This is a genomic window from Rhizobium nepotum 39/7 (assembly GCF_000949865.1).
Taxonomy (GTDB): Bacteria; Pseudomonadota; Alphaproteobacteria; order Rhizobiales; family Rhizobiaceae; genus Agrobacterium; species Agrobacterium nepotum.
Window position 1 is genome coordinate 35,848 of the sequence record NZ_JWJH01000001.1, and the last position, 17,337, is coordinate 53,184.

Annotated in this window: 14 protein-coding genes; 12 read left to right on the forward strand and 2 right to left on the reverse strand. The window is 59.8% G+C overall.

Going from position 1 to position 17,337, the window contains the following annotated elements:
• Window positions 1-149: 149 nt before the first annotated feature.
• The 11 genes from RS75_RS00155 (at window position 150) to glpK (ending at window position 14,438) form a co-directional block, all read left to right on the forward strand.
• Complete coding sequence (locus RS75_RS00155; RefSeq protein ID WP_045016188.1) at window positions 150-2,798, forward strand: nitrate reductase; 2,649 nt, start codon at window positions 150-152, stop codon at window positions 2,796-2,798.
• Complete coding sequence (cysG, locus tag RS75_RS00160; protein WP_045016190.1) at window positions 2,770-4,248, forward strand: siroheme synthase CysG; 1,479 nt, start codon at window positions 2,770-2,772, stop codon at window positions 4,246-4,248. The genes RS75_RS00155 and cysG overlap by 29 nt, the downstream gene beginning before the upstream one ends.
• Before the next feature lie 135 nt (window positions 4,249-4,383).
• On the forward strand, window positions 4,384-5,157 hold the full coding sequence (locus RS75_RS00165; protein WP_045016192.1) for a DeoR/GlpR family DNA-binding transcription regulator: 774 nt from the start codon (window positions 4,384-4,386) through the stop codon (window positions 5,155-5,157).
• Between the two features lie 108 nt (window positions 5,158-5,265).
• Window positions 5,266-6,789 (forward strand): glycerol-3-phosphate dehydrogenase, encoded by a 1,524-nt coding sequence (locus RS75_RS00170; protein ID WP_045016194.1) that lies wholly within the window; start codon window positions 5,266-5,268, stop codon window positions 6,787-6,789.
• A 37-nt stretch (window positions 6,790-6,826) separates the two neighbouring features.
• On the forward strand, window positions 6,827-7,894 hold the full coding sequence (locus tag RS75_RS00175) for an ABC transporter ATP-binding protein (RefSeq protein WP_045016196.1): 1,068 nt from the start codon (window positions 6,827-6,829) through the stop codon (window positions 7,892-7,894).
• Window positions 7,895-7,907: 13 nt separating this feature from the next.
• Window positions 7,908-8,978: an ABC transporter ATP-binding protein gene (locus RS75_RS00180; RefSeq protein WP_045016198.1), complete on the forward strand. Its 1,071-nt coding sequence runs from the start codon at window positions 7,908-7,910 to the stop codon at window positions 8,976-8,978.
• Window positions 8,979-8,980: 2 nt separating this feature from the next.
• Window positions 8,981-9,847 (forward strand): carbohydrate ABC transporter permease, encoded by an 867-nt coding sequence (locus RS75_RS00185; protein ID WP_045016205.1) that lies wholly within the window; start codon window positions 8,981-8,983, stop codon window positions 9,845-9,847.
• An 81-nt stretch (window positions 9,848-9,928) separates the two neighbouring features.
• Window positions 9,929-10,774, forward strand: a complete 846-nt coding sequence (locus RS75_RS00190; protein ID WP_407691484.1) for a carbohydrate ABC transporter permease — start codon at window positions 9,929-9,931, stop codon at window positions 10,772-10,774.
• A 2-nt stretch (window positions 10,775-10,776) separates the two neighbouring features.
• On the forward strand, window positions 10,777-11,070 hold the full coding sequence (locus RS75_RS00195) for a DUF2160 domain-containing protein (RefSeq protein ID WP_045016210.1): 294 nt from the start codon (window positions 10,777-10,779) through the stop codon (window positions 11,068-11,070).
• 77 nt (window positions 11,071-11,147) lie between these two features.
• A complete protein-coding gene (locus RS75_RS00200; RefSeq protein ID WP_045016212.1) occupies window positions 11,148-12,869 on the forward strand; it encodes an ABC transporter substrate-binding protein in 1,722 nt (573 codons plus the stop codon).
• A gap of 69 nt (window positions 12,870-12,938) precedes the next feature.
• Window positions 12,939-14,438: a glycerol kinase GlpK gene (gene glpK, locus RS75_RS00205; protein WP_045016214.1), complete on the forward strand. Its 1,500-nt coding sequence runs from the start codon at window positions 12,939-12,941 to the stop codon at window positions 14,436-14,438.
• A 6-nt stretch (window positions 14,439-14,444) separates the two neighbouring features.
• Here the strand turns inward: glpK and RS75_RS00210 are convergent, their stop codons facing one another.
• The gene (locus tag RS75_RS00210) at window positions 14,445-15,305 is read right to left on the reverse strand and encodes a LysR substrate-binding domain-containing protein (RefSeq protein ID WP_045016216.1); all 861 of its coding nucleotides are present in this window, start codon (window positions 15,303-15,305) and stop codon (window positions 14,445-14,447) included.
• Window positions 15,306-15,404: 99 nt separating this feature from the next.
• Between RS75_RS00210 and RS75_RS00215 the strand changes: the two genes are divergently transcribed.
• Window positions 15,405-16,424 carry a bile acid:sodium symporter family protein gene (locus RS75_RS00215; RefSeq protein WP_045016218.1) on the forward strand — a complete coding sequence of 340 codons (1,020 nt, stop codon included), beginning with the start codon at window positions 15,405-15,407 and terminating at the stop codon, window positions 16,422-16,424.
• A gap of 66 nt (window positions 16,425-16,490) precedes the next feature.
• On the opposite strand, the gene hspL is transcribed toward RS75_RS00215, so the two are convergent.
• Window positions 16,491-16,973 carry a heat shock protein HspL gene (hspL, locus tag RS75_RS00220; protein WP_045016220.1) on the reverse strand — a complete coding sequence of 161 codons (483 nt, stop codon included), beginning with the start codon at window positions 16,971-16,973 and terminating at the stop codon, window positions 16,491-16,493.
• Window positions 16,974-17,337: the final 364 nt, after the last annotated feature.

Consider the following 17,337-nt stretch of genomic DNA (forward strand, 5'->3'; position numbering starts at 1 on the left):
CGACAAACCGAAGGCTTCCCGCTTCATCTCTATGGCCAGTGCCGCAAGCTGTGAATGGAAGTTCGTGCCGCAATTGATCTCCCCCCATGAGGGGGAGATGTCCGGCAGGACAGAGGGGGGTGAACGCCACTTGCTCAAGGGGCAAACCCATGCCCGTTGAAACAAAAACCACCTGTCCCTATTGCGGCGTCGGCTGCGGTGTCATCGCCACCGTCAACGACAATGGTGCCGTTTCCGTCAAAGGCGATCAGGATCACCCCGCCAATTTCGGCAGGCTGTGTTCCAAGGGTTCGGCTCTCGCCGAAACCATCGATCTCGACGGGCGCCTGCTGTACCCTGAGATCGGCGGCAAGCGGGTGGCATGGGACGAAGCGCTTGATCTCGTCGCTTCCCGGTTCTCCGAGGCCATAGCCGAGCACGGCCCGGATTCGGTTGCCTTCTACGTCTCCGGACAGTTGCTGACGGAGGATTATTATCTCGCCAACAAGCTGATGAAGGGTTTCATCGGCTCGGCCAATATCGATACGAATTCAAGGCTTTGCATGTCGTCTTCGGTTGCCGGCCACCGCCGCGCTTTCGGGGCCGACACGGTGCCCGGCACCTATGAGGATTTGGAGCTTGCCGATCTGGTGATCCTCACCGGTTCCAATCTCGCCTGGTGTCATCCGGTCCTTTATCAACGGATTGCCGCCGCGAAGGCAGCGCGGCCGGAAATGAAAATTGTCGTCATCGATCCGCGCCGGACGATGAGCGCCGATATTGCCGATATGCATCTTGCCATCCGCCCGGATGGCGATGTGGCGCTGTTTACCGGCCTGCTGGCGCATCTTTCCCACAGTCGCGCCTTAGATCGCGGTTATGTGGAAAATCATACGGCGGGATTTGATGCCGCGATGCAGGCCGCAAGCGGATACAGTCTGCCGGAGATCGCCGAGGCCACGGGCCTGACGATTGCCGAACTGATTTCCTTTTACGAACTGTTCGAGCACACCGAAAAGACCGTCACCTGTTACAGCCAGGGCGTCAACCAGTCGCAAAGCGGCACCGACAAGGTCAATGCCATCATCAATTGCCACCTTGCCACCGGCCGCATCGGCACGCCCGGCACGGGTCCGTTTTCGCTCACGGGCCAGCCGAATGCGATGGGCGGACGCGAAGTTGGCGGGCTGGCCAACATGCTGGCCGCCCATATGGCCATCGAAAGTGCTGAAGACCGCGACCGCGTCAAGCGCTTCTGGGCCTCGCCAGCAATTGCGCAAAAGCCCGGCCTGAAAGCGGTGGATATGTTCAGGGCGGTGGCTGATGGCCGCATCAAGGCGCTGTGGATCATGGCCACCAATCCCGTCGTCTCGATGCCCGATGCCGATGCCGTCGAGGCGGCGATCAAGGCCTGTCCTTTCGTTGTCGTTTCGGATGTCGTGGCCGGTACCGACACGGCCCGCCATGGCCATGTGCTGTTGCCGTCGCTCGGCTGGGGGGAAAAGGACGGCACGGTCACCAATTCCGAACGGCGGATTTCCCGTCAGCGCGGCTTTCTCGATGCGCCGGGCGAAGCGAAGGCCGACTGGTGGCAGATGGCGGAAGTGGGCCGGCGCATGGGCTTTGACGCCGCCTTCGCTTACCGGCAGCCATCCGAGATTTTCGCCGAACATGCGGAACTTTCCGGCTTCGAAAATGCGGGAAGCCGCGATTTCGATATCAGTGGGGCCGAGCGGGATTCCTACGATGCGATGACACCCTTTCAATGGCCGAAAGTCGGGCCGGGTGAAACCGGCATTCCCCGCTTTTTTGCGGATGGTCGTTTTTATCACGCGGATGGAAAGGCTCGGTTCATCACCACGGCCTTGCCGGAGACGCGCAGGACATCGCCTGATTATCCGCTGACGCTGAATACCGGCCGCATCCGTGACCAATGGCACACCATGACCCGCACCGGCAAAAGCGCGCGGCTTACCGCCCATATCGCCGAGCCTTTTGCCGAGCTTCATCCGCGCGATGCGCAAGCGCTGGGAATCGAAAGCGCCGATCTGGTGGAGCTGGAAAGCCCGCACGGCAAGGTTTTGCTGCGAGCGCTGGTCAGCGAAAGACAGGCGCGCGGATCGGTCTTCGCGCCGATGCACTGGAACGACCAGTTCGCCTCCCGGGCTCGGATCGATGTCGTTGTCGCCCCGGTTACGGATCCGCATTCCGGTCAGCCGGCCTCAAAAAATGTAGCGGTGAAGGCAACGCGTTTCGAGGCGAAAGCCTATGGTTTCGCTATTTCTCGTACACGGCCAAATGCGCCGGATTGCGCTTACTGGGCCATCGCCAAGGCCGATGGCGGCTATCGCATGGAGCTTGCCTTCAAGGAGGAACCGCAGGACTGGGCGCTCTGGGCGCGGCAGTTTTTCGGTCTCGATGTAAGGATCGAGCCGCTGGGTTACAGCGACCGGCAGACGGGTGATCTGCGCCTTGCCTTCTTCGATGGCGAAACCCTGCTGGCCGCGTTGTTTATCGCCAAACAACCGGTGGCGGTCGCCCGCAACTGGGCGATATCGCAGCTTGGCCAACGTCACGAGGACTTGCGCATGCGTTTTGCGCTGGTCGCCGGTCGTCCGGGCGCCGGGCGGGCCGATCCGGGCGCAACTGTCTGTTCCTGCTTCAATGTCGGTGTGAACCAGATCACGGCCGCCATCCGCGATGGCTGCCACAGCGTTGAAGCCGTCGGCAAGACGTTGAATGCCGGAACCAATTGCGGCTCTTGCCGCGCCGAGATCAGGGGGATCATCGATGGATGCCTTAAAACCGCAGCGGAATGAGCCGGCCCGTATGGAAAAGCTCGCCAAGTTGCCGGTCTTCTGGGGGCTGGAGGGCAAGCGCGTGGTGCTAGTGGGCGGATCGGACGGGGCGGCCTGGAAGGCGGAACTGCTGCTGGCCTGCGGTGCCGAGGTACATGTCTATTGCGCAAAGGACGACCTGTCGGAGACGTTCGCTGCCCTCATTGAAAAAAGCCCGACCTTAAGTTTTCACGACCAGGCCTGGCATGCGGGCATATTCGAAAATGCCGAACTGGCGCTGGCGGACTGCGAAACGAACGTGGAGGCGCACGCCTTTTATTCCGCCGCACGCACGGCTGGCGTCCCCGTCAATGTCATCGACAAGCCGGAATTCTGCCAGTTCCAGTTCGGCTCCATCGTCAATCGTTCGCCGGTGGTGGTGTCGATCTCGACCGACGGTGCAGCACCCATTCTGGCGCAGGCCATTCGCCGGCGCATCGAGACAACGCTGCCGCTGGCGCTCAAGGATTGGGGCGCGCTTGCCCAGACGATCCGCGAGCGGGTCAATCTGCGGCTGGCCCCCGGTTCGGCGCGACGGTTTTTCTGGGAAAAATTCGTCGACCGGGCGTTTACCGAAAGGCTGGATGAGGGCGGCGAGGAACGTATATTCGCCGATATCGGAATGCAGGCCGGACGGACAGGCTCGACACGCGGACTTGTGACGCTTGTAGGTGCCGGACCGGGCGATGCCGAGCTGCTGACGCTGAAAGCGGTGCGTGCCCTGCAGGCGGCGGATGTCATCCTGTTCGACGATCTCGTGTCAGCGGAAGTGCTGGAACTGGCGCGACGGGAGGCGAAGCGCATGCTGGTCGGCAAGCGTGGCGGCCGGGAAAGCTGCAAGCAGGAAGACATCAACGAGATGATGATCCGCCTCGCCAAGGCAGGTAAACGCGTGGTGCGGCTGAAATCCGGCGATCCGATGATTTTCGGTCGCGCCGGGGAGGAGATAGCAGCGCTGGAGGCTGAAAATATCCCGGTCGAAGTCGTGCCCGGCATCACCGCCGCAAGCGCCATGGCCTCCCGTCTCGGTGTCTCCCTGACGCATCGCGACCACGCGCAATCGGTCCGCTTCGTCACCGGCCATTCCCGGCAGGGTAAGCTGCCGGAGAATATCGACTGGAAAACGCTTTCCGATCCCGCCGTGACCACCGTTTTTTATATGGGTGGACGAACCGCAGCCGAGATCGAGTCTTCCCTGCTTGCTCACGGCATGCCCGCCGCGACGCCTGTCGCCGTCATGATTTCCGTCAGCCGCGCGAACGAACAGCGCTGGTGCGGTTCGCTTGCGCAACTGGCTGCGGCCGTTGCGAGGCTGGGCGTGAACGAGCCTGTGCTGATCGGCATCGGTGATGCGTTCGGTGCCGCATCCTCGGCATTCGCGGGTGCCAGCGCGCAGGAGCAGATCACTAAGGCTATTCAGAAAGCCGGCTAATAAGTCTAGGGCAGCGCGGCGTTTTTGCGCTGGCCCGCAAGCCGCTCGCTGTCGGCGCTATAAACCGTCCCTTGACATTGGTTTTTCGTTCGCTCTTCAATAAAACGAAAAAATTGAAAGAGGAGGGAGGGTGAAATGCTGCTCACACCGCGTCAGGATGAAATCGTCACGCTGGCAAAAGCGAACGGGCGGGTGCTGGTCGATGAGTTGGCCGCGCGCTTTTCGGTGACCCCCCAAACGATCCGCAAGGACCTGAACGATCTCTGCGATACGCGGGTGCTGACACGTATCCACGGTGGCGCGCTTTTTCCGAGCGGCAACGAGAACGTCAAATACGAGGCGCGTCGTGCGATCGCTTCCTCCGAAAAACAGGCCATTGGTGCCGCTGCCGCTGCGTTGATCCCCAACAACTCGTCGCTTTTTATCAATATCGGCACGACGACAGAGGCGGTGGGGGAAGCGCTTTCGGACCATCATGAGTTGATGGTCATCACCAACAATATCAATGTTGCCAACAGGTTGCGGGTTTTCCCCGGCATCGAGGTGGTGATTGCGGGCGGCGTCGTGCGCGGGTCGGATGGCGGCATCGTCGGCGAGGCGGCGGTGGATTTCATCCGTCAGTTCAAGGTCGATTTCGCTGTCATCGGCGTTTCAGCGATCGATGAGGACGGCGCTCTGCTGGACTTCGATTTTCGCGAGGTCAAGGTTGCGCAGGCGATCATCTCCAATGCGCGCCATGTCATTCTGGTGTCGGACTCTTCTAAATTCGAACGCACCGCACCTGTGCGCATCGGCCATCTTTCACAGGTACACACCTTTATCACCGATCATTGTCCTGTTGATTCGATCCGTTCCATCTGTGCCGAGCATGACGTCCGACTGATCGAAACCGAGACGCGCGAGCCCTGATCCGGACGGCACCGGAATTTCGTTTGACATTCGTTTTGTCTTCAAATTAGATGTCCGTGCTTTCAATATGTCGATGGGGAGAGCGTCGATGAAAGCGTGGGAGGGTCCATGTCTGATGAGGCAATCCACGATATTTTCGTGATCGGCGGCGGCATCAACGGCTGCGGCATTGCGCGTGACGCCGTCGGCAGGGGGTATTCCGTTGTGCTTGCGGAAATGAACGATTTTGCTTCCGGCACCTCGTCCGCTGCCACGAAACTCATCCATGGCGGCTTGCGTTATCTCGAGCATTACGAGTTTCGTCTGGTTCGCGAAGCCCTGATGGAGCGCGAGGTGCTGTGGGCCATGGCGCCGCACATCATCTGGCCGATGCGCTTCGTTTTGCCGTTTCAGAAGGGTGGCGTGCGTCCGGCATGGCTCGTGCGGCTCGGGCTTTTTCTTTACGATCATCTCGGCGGCCGCAAGCTTCTGCCCGCCACCCGCTCGCTCGATCTGCGCCGCGATCCGGCCGGAAAACCGCTGAAACCGGTTTTTGCCAAAGCTTTTGAATATTCCGACGGCTGGGTGGACGATGCCCGCCTCGTGGTGCTGAACGCCCGCGATGCTGCCGATCGTGGCGCCTTGATCCTCAATCGCACGCAGGTGGTTTCGGCACGGCGCGAAGGCGCGTTCTGGCGGGTCGAAACGAAAAGTGCCGCCGGAGAAACCGCGACCTACAGGGCGCGCATGCTGGTCAATGCCGCAGGCCCCTGGGTGGACAAGGTTCTGGCTTCTACATTCGGCAAGAACAATGTCCACAATGTCCGCCTCGTGCAGGGCAGCCACATCATCGTGCGCAAAAAATTCTCCGATCCGCGCGCGTATTTTTTCCAGAATCCGGACGGGCGCATCATTTTCGCCATCCCCTACGAACAGGACTTTACACTGATCGGCACGACGGATCGCGACTATACCGCCGATCCCCGTGCTGTTAAGATCAGCGACGAGGAGATCAGCTATCTTTGCAGCGCTGCGAGCGAATATTTCGCCGAACCGGTTACGCCGGCCGATATCGTCTGGACCTATTCCGGTGTGCGGCCGCTTTTCGATGACGGCGCGTCGAAGGCGCAGGAAGCAACGCGCGATTACGTGCTGAAAACCGAAGGGGCTGAAGGCGAAGCGCCGCTTCTCAATATTTTCGGCGGCAAGCTCACCACCTATCGGCGGCTTGCCGAACATGCTCTTGAAAAAATCGGCGATGCACTGGGTGAAAAGGGCTCGTCATGGACGGCAGGCTCGCATTTGCCGGGCGGAAATTTCGGCGCCCAAGCCTATACCGGGGAGGTTACGTCCCTGCGGTCGCGTTATCCCTTTCTCGATGAGCGTCATGCCAGGCGGCTCGTCCGCTGCTATGGAACGGATGCGGTGTCTATAATCGGCAATGCGGGGGAGAAGGCTGCGCTGGGGCGATATTTCGGCGGCACGCTTTATGAGGCCGAGGTTCGCTGGCTGATGGCGCGGGAATGGGCGCTGACAGCGGAGGATATTCTGTGGCGCCGCACCAAGCAGGGGCTTTTCCTTGTCCCCGAAGAGGTGCGCGGGCTGGACGACTATATCGAGGACATTGCAGGTGGACGCTTGAAGGCAATCTGACGATCCGATTGAAAAGCGGAGGAGGCTTTGGATCACCATGCTTGAATTGCGAAACGTCTCGAAGATGGTCGGCGGTGAATATCACATTCACCCGACCGATCTGACGTTGCAGCGCGGAAGCCTGAACGTCCTGCTTGGACCGACACTTTCGGGCAAGACGACGCTCATGCGGCTGATGGCGGGGCTGGACAAGCCAAGCGGCGGCGCGATCCTTTTTAATGGGGAGGACGTGACGGGCTGGCCGGTGCAGAAGCGCAACGTCGCCATGGTCTATCAACAGTTCATCAATTATCCGGCGCTCAGCGTTTACGAAAACATCGCCTCGCCGATGCGTGTGGCCGGCAAAGATAAGGCAACGATCGACAGGGAGGTCAGGAAGGCCGCCGAACTTCTGAGGCTGACGCCCTATCTCGACCGCACGCCGCTAAGCCTTTCCGGTGGCCAGCAACAGCGCACGGCGCTTGCCCGCGCCATCGTCAAGAACGCCACTCTGGTGCTGCTCGACGAGCCACTGGCAAATCTCGATTACAAGCTGCGCGAGGAAATGCGTGAGGAATTGCCGCGCATCTTTGCGGAATCCGGTGCCATCTTCGTTTATGCCACGACCGAACCCTCCGAAGCCCTGCTCCTCGGTGGCAATACCGCGACCCTGAACGAGGGAAAGGTGACGCAGTTCAACCGCACGATCGAGGTTTACCGGCGTCCGGTGGATATCGTGACCGCGAAAATCTTTGCCGATCCGCCGCTCAACACCATCGAGGTCATCAAGACGGGCGGCGCCTTCACCCGCGCCGACCATGCGGTCGTCCCGGTTCCGGCGCACCTTGCCGCCATGCCGGACGGCCCCTTGACCATCGCTTTCCAGCCGCACCATCTTTTCCCACGTCAAAAGGGGCAGGCGGTGCAATCCATCCGGGCGCGGACGCTGATTTCAGAGATTGCCGGATCGGAAAGCTTCGTCCACGTCGAATTTTCGGGCCAGCGGTGGGTCATGCTGGCGCAGGGCATTCACGACATCGAGCCGGATACGGAGATCGAGCTTTTTCTCGATACGCGACATCTGATGGCTTTCGATGCACACGGCCGCGCCATCGAAGCGGCGTAAGGGGAGATCGATCATGGCACGCATCACGCTCGATCACATTCGCCACGCTTATAACGCCAAGGCGCAGGCGGCCGGCGACTATGCACTGAAGGAAGTGCACCATGAATGGGAGGATGGCGGGGCCTATGCGCTGCTCGGCCCTTCCGGCTGCGGCAAGACAACGCTGCTCAACATCATTTCCGGACTGCTTCGCCCTTCCGAAGGCCGCATCGCCTTCGACGGAACCGATGTCACCGACCTTGCCACCGAAGACCGCAACATCGCCCAGGTGTTCCAGTTCCCGGTCGTCTACGACACGATGACGGTTTACGACAATCTGGCCTTTCCGCTGCGCAACCGGCATGTGCCGGAAGCCGAAGTCGACCGCCGCGTACAGGAAATTCTGGAAATGACCGATCTTTCCGGCATGGCCAAACGCCACGCGCGCGGTCTGACAGCGGACCAGAAGCAGAAGATTTCGCTGGCGCGCGGGCTGGTGCGTTCCGACGTCAATGCCATCCTCTTCGACGAGCCGCTGACGGTGATCGATCCGCATATGAAATGGGTGCTGCGTTCGCAGCTGAAGCGCCTGCACCGCCAGTCGGGTTTCACCATGGTCTATGTGACCCACGACCAGACAGAAGCGCTGACTTTCGCCGACAAGGTGGTGGTCATGTATGACGGTCAGATCGTCCAGATCGGTACGCCCGCCGAACTCTTCGAACGGCCGGGACACACTTTCGTCGGTTATTTCATCGGTTCGCCCGGCATGAACGTGCTGCCCGCCAGCATCGATGGCGCAACCGCAATTGTCGGCGGCCTCGGCGTGCCGCTTGCCGGCATGCCGAAGGTTGACGCAAAGCAACGGATCGAGATCGGCATCCGCCCGGAATTCGTGAGGCTGGAGCGGGGCGGCATGCCGATCACCGTCGATGAGGTCGAGGATATCGGACGCCGGAAGATCGTTCGCGCCCGGTTTGCCGGCCAGAAGCTTGCGATTGTCGTTCCGGAAGAAGAGGAAATTCCGGCGGAAGCGGGTGTTCGCTTCGATCCGGCTGCCATCGGTGTCTTTGCCGATTCCTGGCGTGTGAAGATGGGGGCCTGACCATGGAAAAGAGCTGGAACAACAAGGCGTGGTTCATGGTGCTGCCGGTTCTGGTGCTGGTCGCCTTTTCCGCTGTCATTCCGCTGATGACGGTCGTGAACTATTCGGTGCAGGACACGTTCGGCAACAACCAATTCTTCTGGGCGGGAACGCAGTGGTTCCAGGAAATCCTTAGCTCCGACCGCTTCTGGAACGCACTCGGACGCAATCTGGTCTTTTCCGGTATCATATTGGCGATCGAAATTCCGCTTGGCATATTCATCGCGCTCAAGATGCCGAAATCCGGCATCGGCGTTCCGGTCTGCCTCGTCACGATGGCACTGCCGCTGCTGGTGCCATGGAATGTCGTCGGCACGATCTGGCAGGTGTTCGGCCGCAGCGATATCGGGCTGCTCGGCTATTACGCCAATCAGCTTGGGCTTGATTACAACTACGTCAATGATCCGGTCGATGCGTGGATCACGGTCGTCATCATGGACGTGTGGCACTGGACTAGCCTTGTCGTGCTCCTGTGCTACGCCAGCCTCGTCTCCATTCCCGATGCCTATTATCAGGCAGCAAGGATTGACGGCGCATCACGTTTTGCGGTGTTCCGGTTCATTCAGTTGCCGAAGATGAAGCGGGTGCTGCTGATCGCATTTCTGCTGCGCTTCATGGACAGCTTCATGATCTATACCGAGCCTTTCGTCGTCACCGGCGGCGGTCCCGGCAACTCCACCACCTTCCTGTCCATCGATCTCGTCAAGGTGGCGCTCGGCCAGTTCGATTTGGGGCCTGCCGCCGCCATGTCGTTGATCTACTTCCTCATCATCCTGTTGTTGTCCTGGGTGTTCTACACCGTGATGACCAGCCACGACGCGGAGACTTGAGACATGAGCGCCTCTGATGTCACCACAAGCGTGGAACTCAACGGCATCGGCAATCCGCCGGTGAGAGCCACTTCGGCGGGAATGGCGGGCCTTGCTGCGAATTCACGGTCACGCCGCCGCCACGGGCCATCGCGCTTTTCCTGGCTGGTACCGACGATCTATATCATCCTGCTGCTCGTGCCGATTTACTGGCTCATCAATATGAGCTTTAAGACGAACACGGAAATCGTCTCGTCGATGACGCTTTATCCGCACCAGCCGACGCTACAGAACTACCGCACGATCTTCACCGATTCATCCTGGTATTCGGGGTATATCAACTCGATCATCTACGTCGTCATGAACATGGTGATCTCGGTCTCGGCAGCGCTTCCGGCGGCTTATGCTTTCTCGCGTTACCGTTTTCTGGGCGACAAGCACCTGTTCTTCTGGTTGCTGACCAACCGCATGGCCCCGCCCGCCGTCTTCGCGCTTCCCTTTTTCCAGCTCTATTCGGCTTTCGGCCTGATCGACACGCACATCGCTGTGGCCCTGGCGCATTGCCTGTTCAACGTTCCGCTGGCGGTGTGGATTCTCGAAGGCTTCATGTCGGGTGTGCCAAAGGAGATCGACGAGACCGCTTATATTGACGGCTACTCCTTCCCGAAATTCTTCGTGAAGATTTTCATGCCGCTCATCGCTTCCGGCATTGGCGTCGCCTGCTTCTTCAGCTTCATGTTTTCATGGGTCGAGCTTCTGATCGCCCGCACGCTGACGACGACCGACGCCAAGCCGATTGCGGCGACGATGACGCGAACCGTTTCCGCTGCCGGCATGGACTGGGGCCTGCTGGCCGCAGCCGGTGTGCTGACGCTCATTCCGGGTGCGCTGGTGATCTGGTTCGTCCGCAATTACATCGCCAAGGGCTTTGCGCTGGGGAGGGTTTGACCATGACGAAGATGCCCGATTTTACCTGGATGGCGTGGACCTGGCAGACAGCCGCGTTTTTCGGCGCGATCGCCGTGCTGCTTATCGGCATGTGGTTCTGGGAATATTTCTCGCCCGGCGGCAATCCCCGTTTTGGCTTGCTGCGCTTTGAGACCACGCGCGGCGACCGGCTGTTCATTTCGCTGCTCGGCAGCGCTTTCATACATCTTGCATGGCTCGGGCTGGTCGGCCCGAACCTGTGGTGGGCTCTCGCTCTGTCAGCGGTCTACGCAATCGGCGTTTTCCGTTTCGTCTAGAGCAGGAAAGAAAGGTGCGGCGGAGGAAAACCGCACCCGGCAGACTTCATGCAATCGCAACCCTTGGGAGGACTGATATGCGACGGCATCTGATGACGACGACGGCAGCCATGCTGCTGGCAATGACGGGTTCCGCTTTCGCCGGAATGGAGGAGGCAAAGCAATTTCTCGACAAGGAAATCGGTGATCTTTCGTCGCTTTCACGCGGCGATCAGGAAAAGGAACTGCAATGGTTTGTCGATGCCGCGAAACCTTTCGCTGGCATGGACATCAAGGTCGTTTCCGAATCCCTGACGACGCATGAGTACGAATCCAAGGTGCTGGCCCCGGCGTTTACCGCCATCACCGGCATCAAGGTCACGCACGACATCATTCAGGAAGGTGACGTCGTCGAAAAAATCCAGACCCAGATGCAGACCGGTCAGAACCTTTACGACGGCTGGGTCAACGACAGCGACCTCATCGGTACACACTGGCGTTACCAGCAGGTACGCAACCTGACAGACTTCATGGCCAATGAGGGCAAGGACGTCACCAATCCCGGCCTTGATCTCAAGGACTTCATCGGCAGCGCGTTTACGACGGCACCGGACAAGAAGCTCTATCAGCTTCCCGACCAGCAATTCGCGAACCTTTACTGGTTCCGTTACGACTGGTTCAATGACGACAAGAACAAGGCCGATTTCAAGGCCAAATACGGCTATGACCTCGGTGTCCCGGTCAACTGGTCGGCCTATGAGGATATCGCTGAATTCTTCACCGGCCGTGATGTCGGCGGCAAGAAAGTCTTTGGCCATATGGATTACGGCAAGAAGGACCCGTCGCTCGGCTGGCGCTTCACCGATGCCTGGCTTTCCATGGCCGGCAACGGCGACAAGGGCCTGCCGAACGGCCTGCCGGTCGATGAATGGGGCATCAAGGTCAACGAAAAGTCGCAGCCGGTTGGTTCCTGCGTCGCGCGTGGCGGCGATACCAATGGTCCGGCTTCGGTCTACTCCATCGAGAAATATCTCGAATGGCTGAAGAAATATGCGCCGCCGGAAGCGCAGGGCATGACCTTCTCCGAATCCGGCCCGGTGCCGGCCCAGGGCAATATCGCCCAGCAGATCTTCTGGTACACAGCCTTCACCGCCGATATGGCCAAGCCCGGCCTGCCGGTCGTGAGCGAGGATGGTTCGCCGAAATGGCGCGTCGCACCTTCCCCACATGGCGTCTACTGGAAGGACGGCATGAAGCTCGGTTATCAGGATGTGGGTTCGTGGACGTTGATGAAGTCCACGCCCGACGACCGCGCCAAGGCCGCATGGCTTTATGCGCAGTTCGTGACCTCCAAAACCGTGGATGTGAAGAAGAGCCATGTGGGTCTCACCTTCATTCGTGACACCACCATCCACCACCAGAGCTTCACGGACCGGGCCGCCAAGCTCGGCGGCCTCATCGAGTTCTACCGCTCGCCGGCCCGTGTGCAATGGTCGCCAACCGGCACCAACGTTCCGGATTATCCGAAACTGGCGCAGCTTTGGTGGCAGGCGATCGGTGATGCATCCTCGGGTGCGAAAACCGCTCAAGCCGCGATGGACTCACTCTGCGCCGAGCAGGAAAAGGTCATGAGCCGTCTGGAACGCGCCGGTGTGCAGGGCGATATCGGCCCGAAGCTGGCGGAAGAACATGATATCGACTACTGGAACAAGGACGCCGTTTCGAAGGGCAATCTGGCGCCGCAGCTAAAGATTGCCAACGAAAAGGAAAAACCGGTCACCGTCAATTACGACGAACTGGTCAAAAGCTGGCAGAAGTGATTTCTGCGTGAAATCTTAAACCGGGGCGGCTTTGCCGCCCCGTCATTGCGTTTGAATGGGAGTAGCATAATGGGCGGTTATATTCTGGCGATCGATCAGGGGACGACATCGACGCGGTCGATGGTCTTTGATCGCGACATGCGGGTCATTGGTGTCGGACAGCGAGAATTTCCGCAGCATTTCCCGGCCTCCGGCTGGGTCGAACACGATGCCGAGGATATCTGGAAAAGCGTGCTCGAAACCATCCGGCTGGCGCTCGCCGATGCCGGCATCGCCGCTTTCGATATCGAGGCGATCGGCATCACCAACCAGCGCGAAACGACCGTGCTGTGGGACCGGAACACGGGTGAGGCCGTGCACCGGGCGGTAGTCTGGCAGGATCGCCGCGCCGCGCCGATTTGCGAGGATCTGAAGCGAAGGGGGCTGGAGCCGCTCTTTTCAAAAAAGACCGGATTGCTGCTCGATCCCTATTTTTCCGGCACCAAGCTCGCATGGCTTCTCGATCGTGTCAGCGGCCTTCGCGAAAGGGCGGAAAAAGGGGAAATCTGTTTCGGCACGGTCGACAGTTTCCTTATCTATCGCCTGACAGGTGGCCGTCGCCATGTGACTGACGCCACCAATGCCTCGCGAACGCTGATTTACAATATTGAAGACAATGCCTGGGACGAGGAGCTGTTGTCTATCCTCGACATTCCCCGCGCCATGCTGCCAGAAGTGCTGGATTGCGCCGCCGATTTCGGCGTCACGGACAAGTCGCTTCTGGGTGCGGAAATTCCGATCCTCGGCGTGGCCGGCGACCAGCAGGCGGCGGTGATCGGCAATGCCTGCTTCGAACCCGGCATGATGAAATCCACCTACGGCACCGGCTGCTTTGCGCTTCTCAATACCGGCACGGATCGCGTCGCCTCCACCAACCGGCTGTTGACGACGATTGCTTATCGCCTCGATGGCGTGACGACCTATGCGCTGGAAGGCTCGATCTTCATTGCAGGCGCTGCGGTGCAATGGCTGCGTGATGAGCTGGGCTTCATTTCGGTCGCCTCCGAAGTCAGCGCGCTTGCCGAAAAAGCCGATCCCAATCAGCGCGTCTATCTGGTCCCGGCCTTTACCGGTCTTGGCGCACCCTATTGGGATGCCGAGGCGCGTGGGGCGATTTTCGGCCTGACACGCGGCACCGGACCTGCGGAATTCGCGCGTGCGGCGCTGGAAAGCGTTGCCTATCAGACCTTCGACCTGTTGGACGCCATGCGCAATGACTGGGCGGGTGACAACGGCAAGACAGTTCTGCGGGTCGATGGCGGCATGGTTGCCTCCGACTGGACCATGCAGCGGCTGGCGAACATTCTTGCTGCACCGGTCGACCGGCCGGTATTTCTGGAAACCACCATTCTCGGTGCCGCTTGGCTCGCGGCGTCGCGCGCCGGCATCTGGCCGGACCGCGAGGCCTTCGCTGCCCATTGGAAACGCGACCGTCGTTTCAATCCCGACATGGATGAGACCGAGCGGAAAAACGCCATCGCCGGCTGGCGCGATAGCGTCGGCCGCTGCCTGTCGCGACGGGAAAACTGACGACGCTTATACGAAGCTGCCGGGTGCGATGCTCTTGCTGGAAACCAGATCGGAGAGGGCGCGCACCAGTTTCGCATCGGTACCCTTGCTAGGTTGAAGCACGAATTCCACATCTTCAAGCGCTGGCAATACGTCCGCCGCAATCTCCTTGAGGCCGGCGGGCGCCATGCTGCGTGGTTGCACGAGGATGCCCATGCCCGCCCTTGCGGCGGCGGTCAGTCCGCTGAGGCTGCCGCAGGTGCAGACGATCCGCCATGAAAGACCGGCCCGATCCAGCGCCTCCTGCGCCGCCTTTCTGGTAATGCTCGGCGGCGGAAAGGCGATCAGCGGCAGGGCGTCCGGCTGGCTCAGCATCCGCTCCGGGTCACGCGCGAGCCACACGAGAGGTTCGCGGTAAAGAAAGTGGCCGAGCTTGTCGCCGAGCCGGCGTTTGGCGAGCACGACATCCAGTTCGCCATTGTCCTGCATCTGGTAAAGAACGCCGCTGAGGGAAACCGTCAGTTCCAGATCCACCAGGGGATAGAGGCGGATGAATTCCTCCAGAATGGCGGTCAGCCGGCTGGCGACGAAATCCTCCGAAACGCCAAGCCTTAAGCGCCCGCGCAAACGGGTTTCGCTGAACAGCGAGGAGACTTTGCTGTCGATCTCCAGCATATTGCGGGCATAACCGAGCAGCGCCTCGCCTTCGCCGGTCAGCTTCACCTGATGGGTGCTGCGCGCGATCAGCCGGCGGCCAAGTGCTGCCTCCAACCTTTGAATATGCTGGCTGACGGTGGATTGGCCGATACCCAGCCGCTCGGCAGCCAGCGTGAAGCTGCCGGTTTGCTGAAGCATCACAAAGCTGGCAAGATGTTGAAGGTTCAGCATTTATCTGCAATCATGATAACTGTTAATCTTTGCATCCGAATTCATGATGAGCGATAGTGGCACGCGTTTCAAGCAAAACCGATGCCGGAAAGACCTCCCATGACCCGCTTCCTGCCCGACCGTTTCACCATGATGCTGGTGGCCACCGTGATTTTGGCTTCCTTTCTGCCGATCAGCGGCCAGCCTGCGGAATATTTCGGGCTTGCGACGAAACTGGCGATCGCAATGCTGTTTTTTTTGCATGGCGCGCGGCTTTCGCGTGATGTGGTGATTGCCGGCATTTTGCACTGGCGCCTGCATATGGCGATCCTTCTCGTCACCTTTGGCCTTTTCCCATTGCTCGGCATAGCAATCGGTTTCATTCCGGACAGCATTTTGCCGGCACCGCTTTATATGGGCGTGCTATTTCTCTGCGTCCTGCCGTCAACGGTTCAGTCTTCCATCGCCTTCACATCCATGGCGGGCGGAAACGTGCCTGCCGCGATCTGTTCTGCCTCCGCATCGAATATTTTCGGCATGGTGCTGACCCCCTTGCTGGTCGGCCTGCTGTTTACCGTGGGTGGCCATGGCGGCGGATTTTCGATGGATGCGTTCCTGCAGATATTCCTGCAACTGCTCCTGCCCTTCATCGCGGGCCAGGTGCTGCAGCCGTGGATCGGCGACTGGATCATGGCGCGCAAGAAATTGCTGTCTCCCGTTGATCGCGGCTCGATCCTGATGGTCGTTTATCTCGCCTTCTCCGACGCCGTGATCGAAGGCATATGGCAGACATTTTCCCTGCGAGACATCGGCGTCGTCATCGTCATCAATATTGTGCTTCTGGCGCTTGTCCTGTGCGTGACGATGTTCGGCAGCCGCGCGCTCGGTTTCAAAAAGGCGGATGAAATCACCATCACCTTCTGCGGATCGAAGAAGAGCCTTGCCAGTGGCGTGCCCATGGCGGGTGCCATCTTCGCCGGGCAGAGCATCGGCGCAATCGTGTTGCCGATCATGCTTTTCCATCAGATTCAGTTGATGGTCTGCGCGGTGCTGGCCCAGCGCTACGCCCGCAAGGCCCATGAAAAGGCGGCGATATTGGAAGCGGCCGGTGCGGAAGGCGCGGTGGCATCCACCCGCTGAAGAGCGAATTTTCATCAAACAAAAACGGCCCCTAATAGGGGCCGTTCGTTTGACATCCGGATCGGCTTAGTTGACCTGGGCCGGCGTGATCTGGGCTTCGATCGTCTTCGGCGCATCGGCGCTGTCGGACGAGATCGCAATGCGGCGCGGTTTCATGGCTTCCGGAATGTTGCGGACGAGATCGATGTGAAGCAGGCCATTCTTCAGGGAAGCGGCTTGGACTTCGACATGGTCGGCAAGCTGGAAGCGGCGTTCGAAAGCGCGCGTGGCGATGCCGCGATACAGGAACTCGCCTTCGGACGACTTCTCATCTGCGGCCTTCTCGGCCTTCACCGTCAGCGTATTGGCACGAGATTCGATGCTGAGTTCGGTTTCATCGAAACCGGCAACGGCCATGGTGATGCGATAGGCGTTTTCACCCGTCCGCTCAATATTGTAGGGCGGATAGGATTGCGCCTGTTCGGGCTGTCCGAGGCCGTCAAGCATCGAAAAAAGACGGTCGAAACCGACGGTGGAACGATAGAGAGGGGAAAAATCGACGTGACGCATGGTGTCCTCCTTATGAAGCGACTGTTTGCGGTTAATCCGGCGTCCCGTTCTGGCGACGGCCGGACATATGGCGCGGTCCCGTTCTGGCGGCCGCATGAATGAGATGGGAATGGCTTGCCGCCGCGTCAAGGGGGAGCGTCGAGGGCGAAAAGGTGAAGGGCAAGATGAACCATGGCTGAACGTCGGGTTCCGGCATCGTTCAGTTTGAGAGCCATAAAACTTCGGTCATCGGAGACATTCTCCGTGGGCAGAAGCAATAACGTCCCTTCTTCTTCTGTCTTATTCGCCGGAACCGCGACTGCTTTAACCGACGGTTCCGGCAATTTTTTCTTTGACCTTCGCTCGCCGCCGACCTATCCCGAGA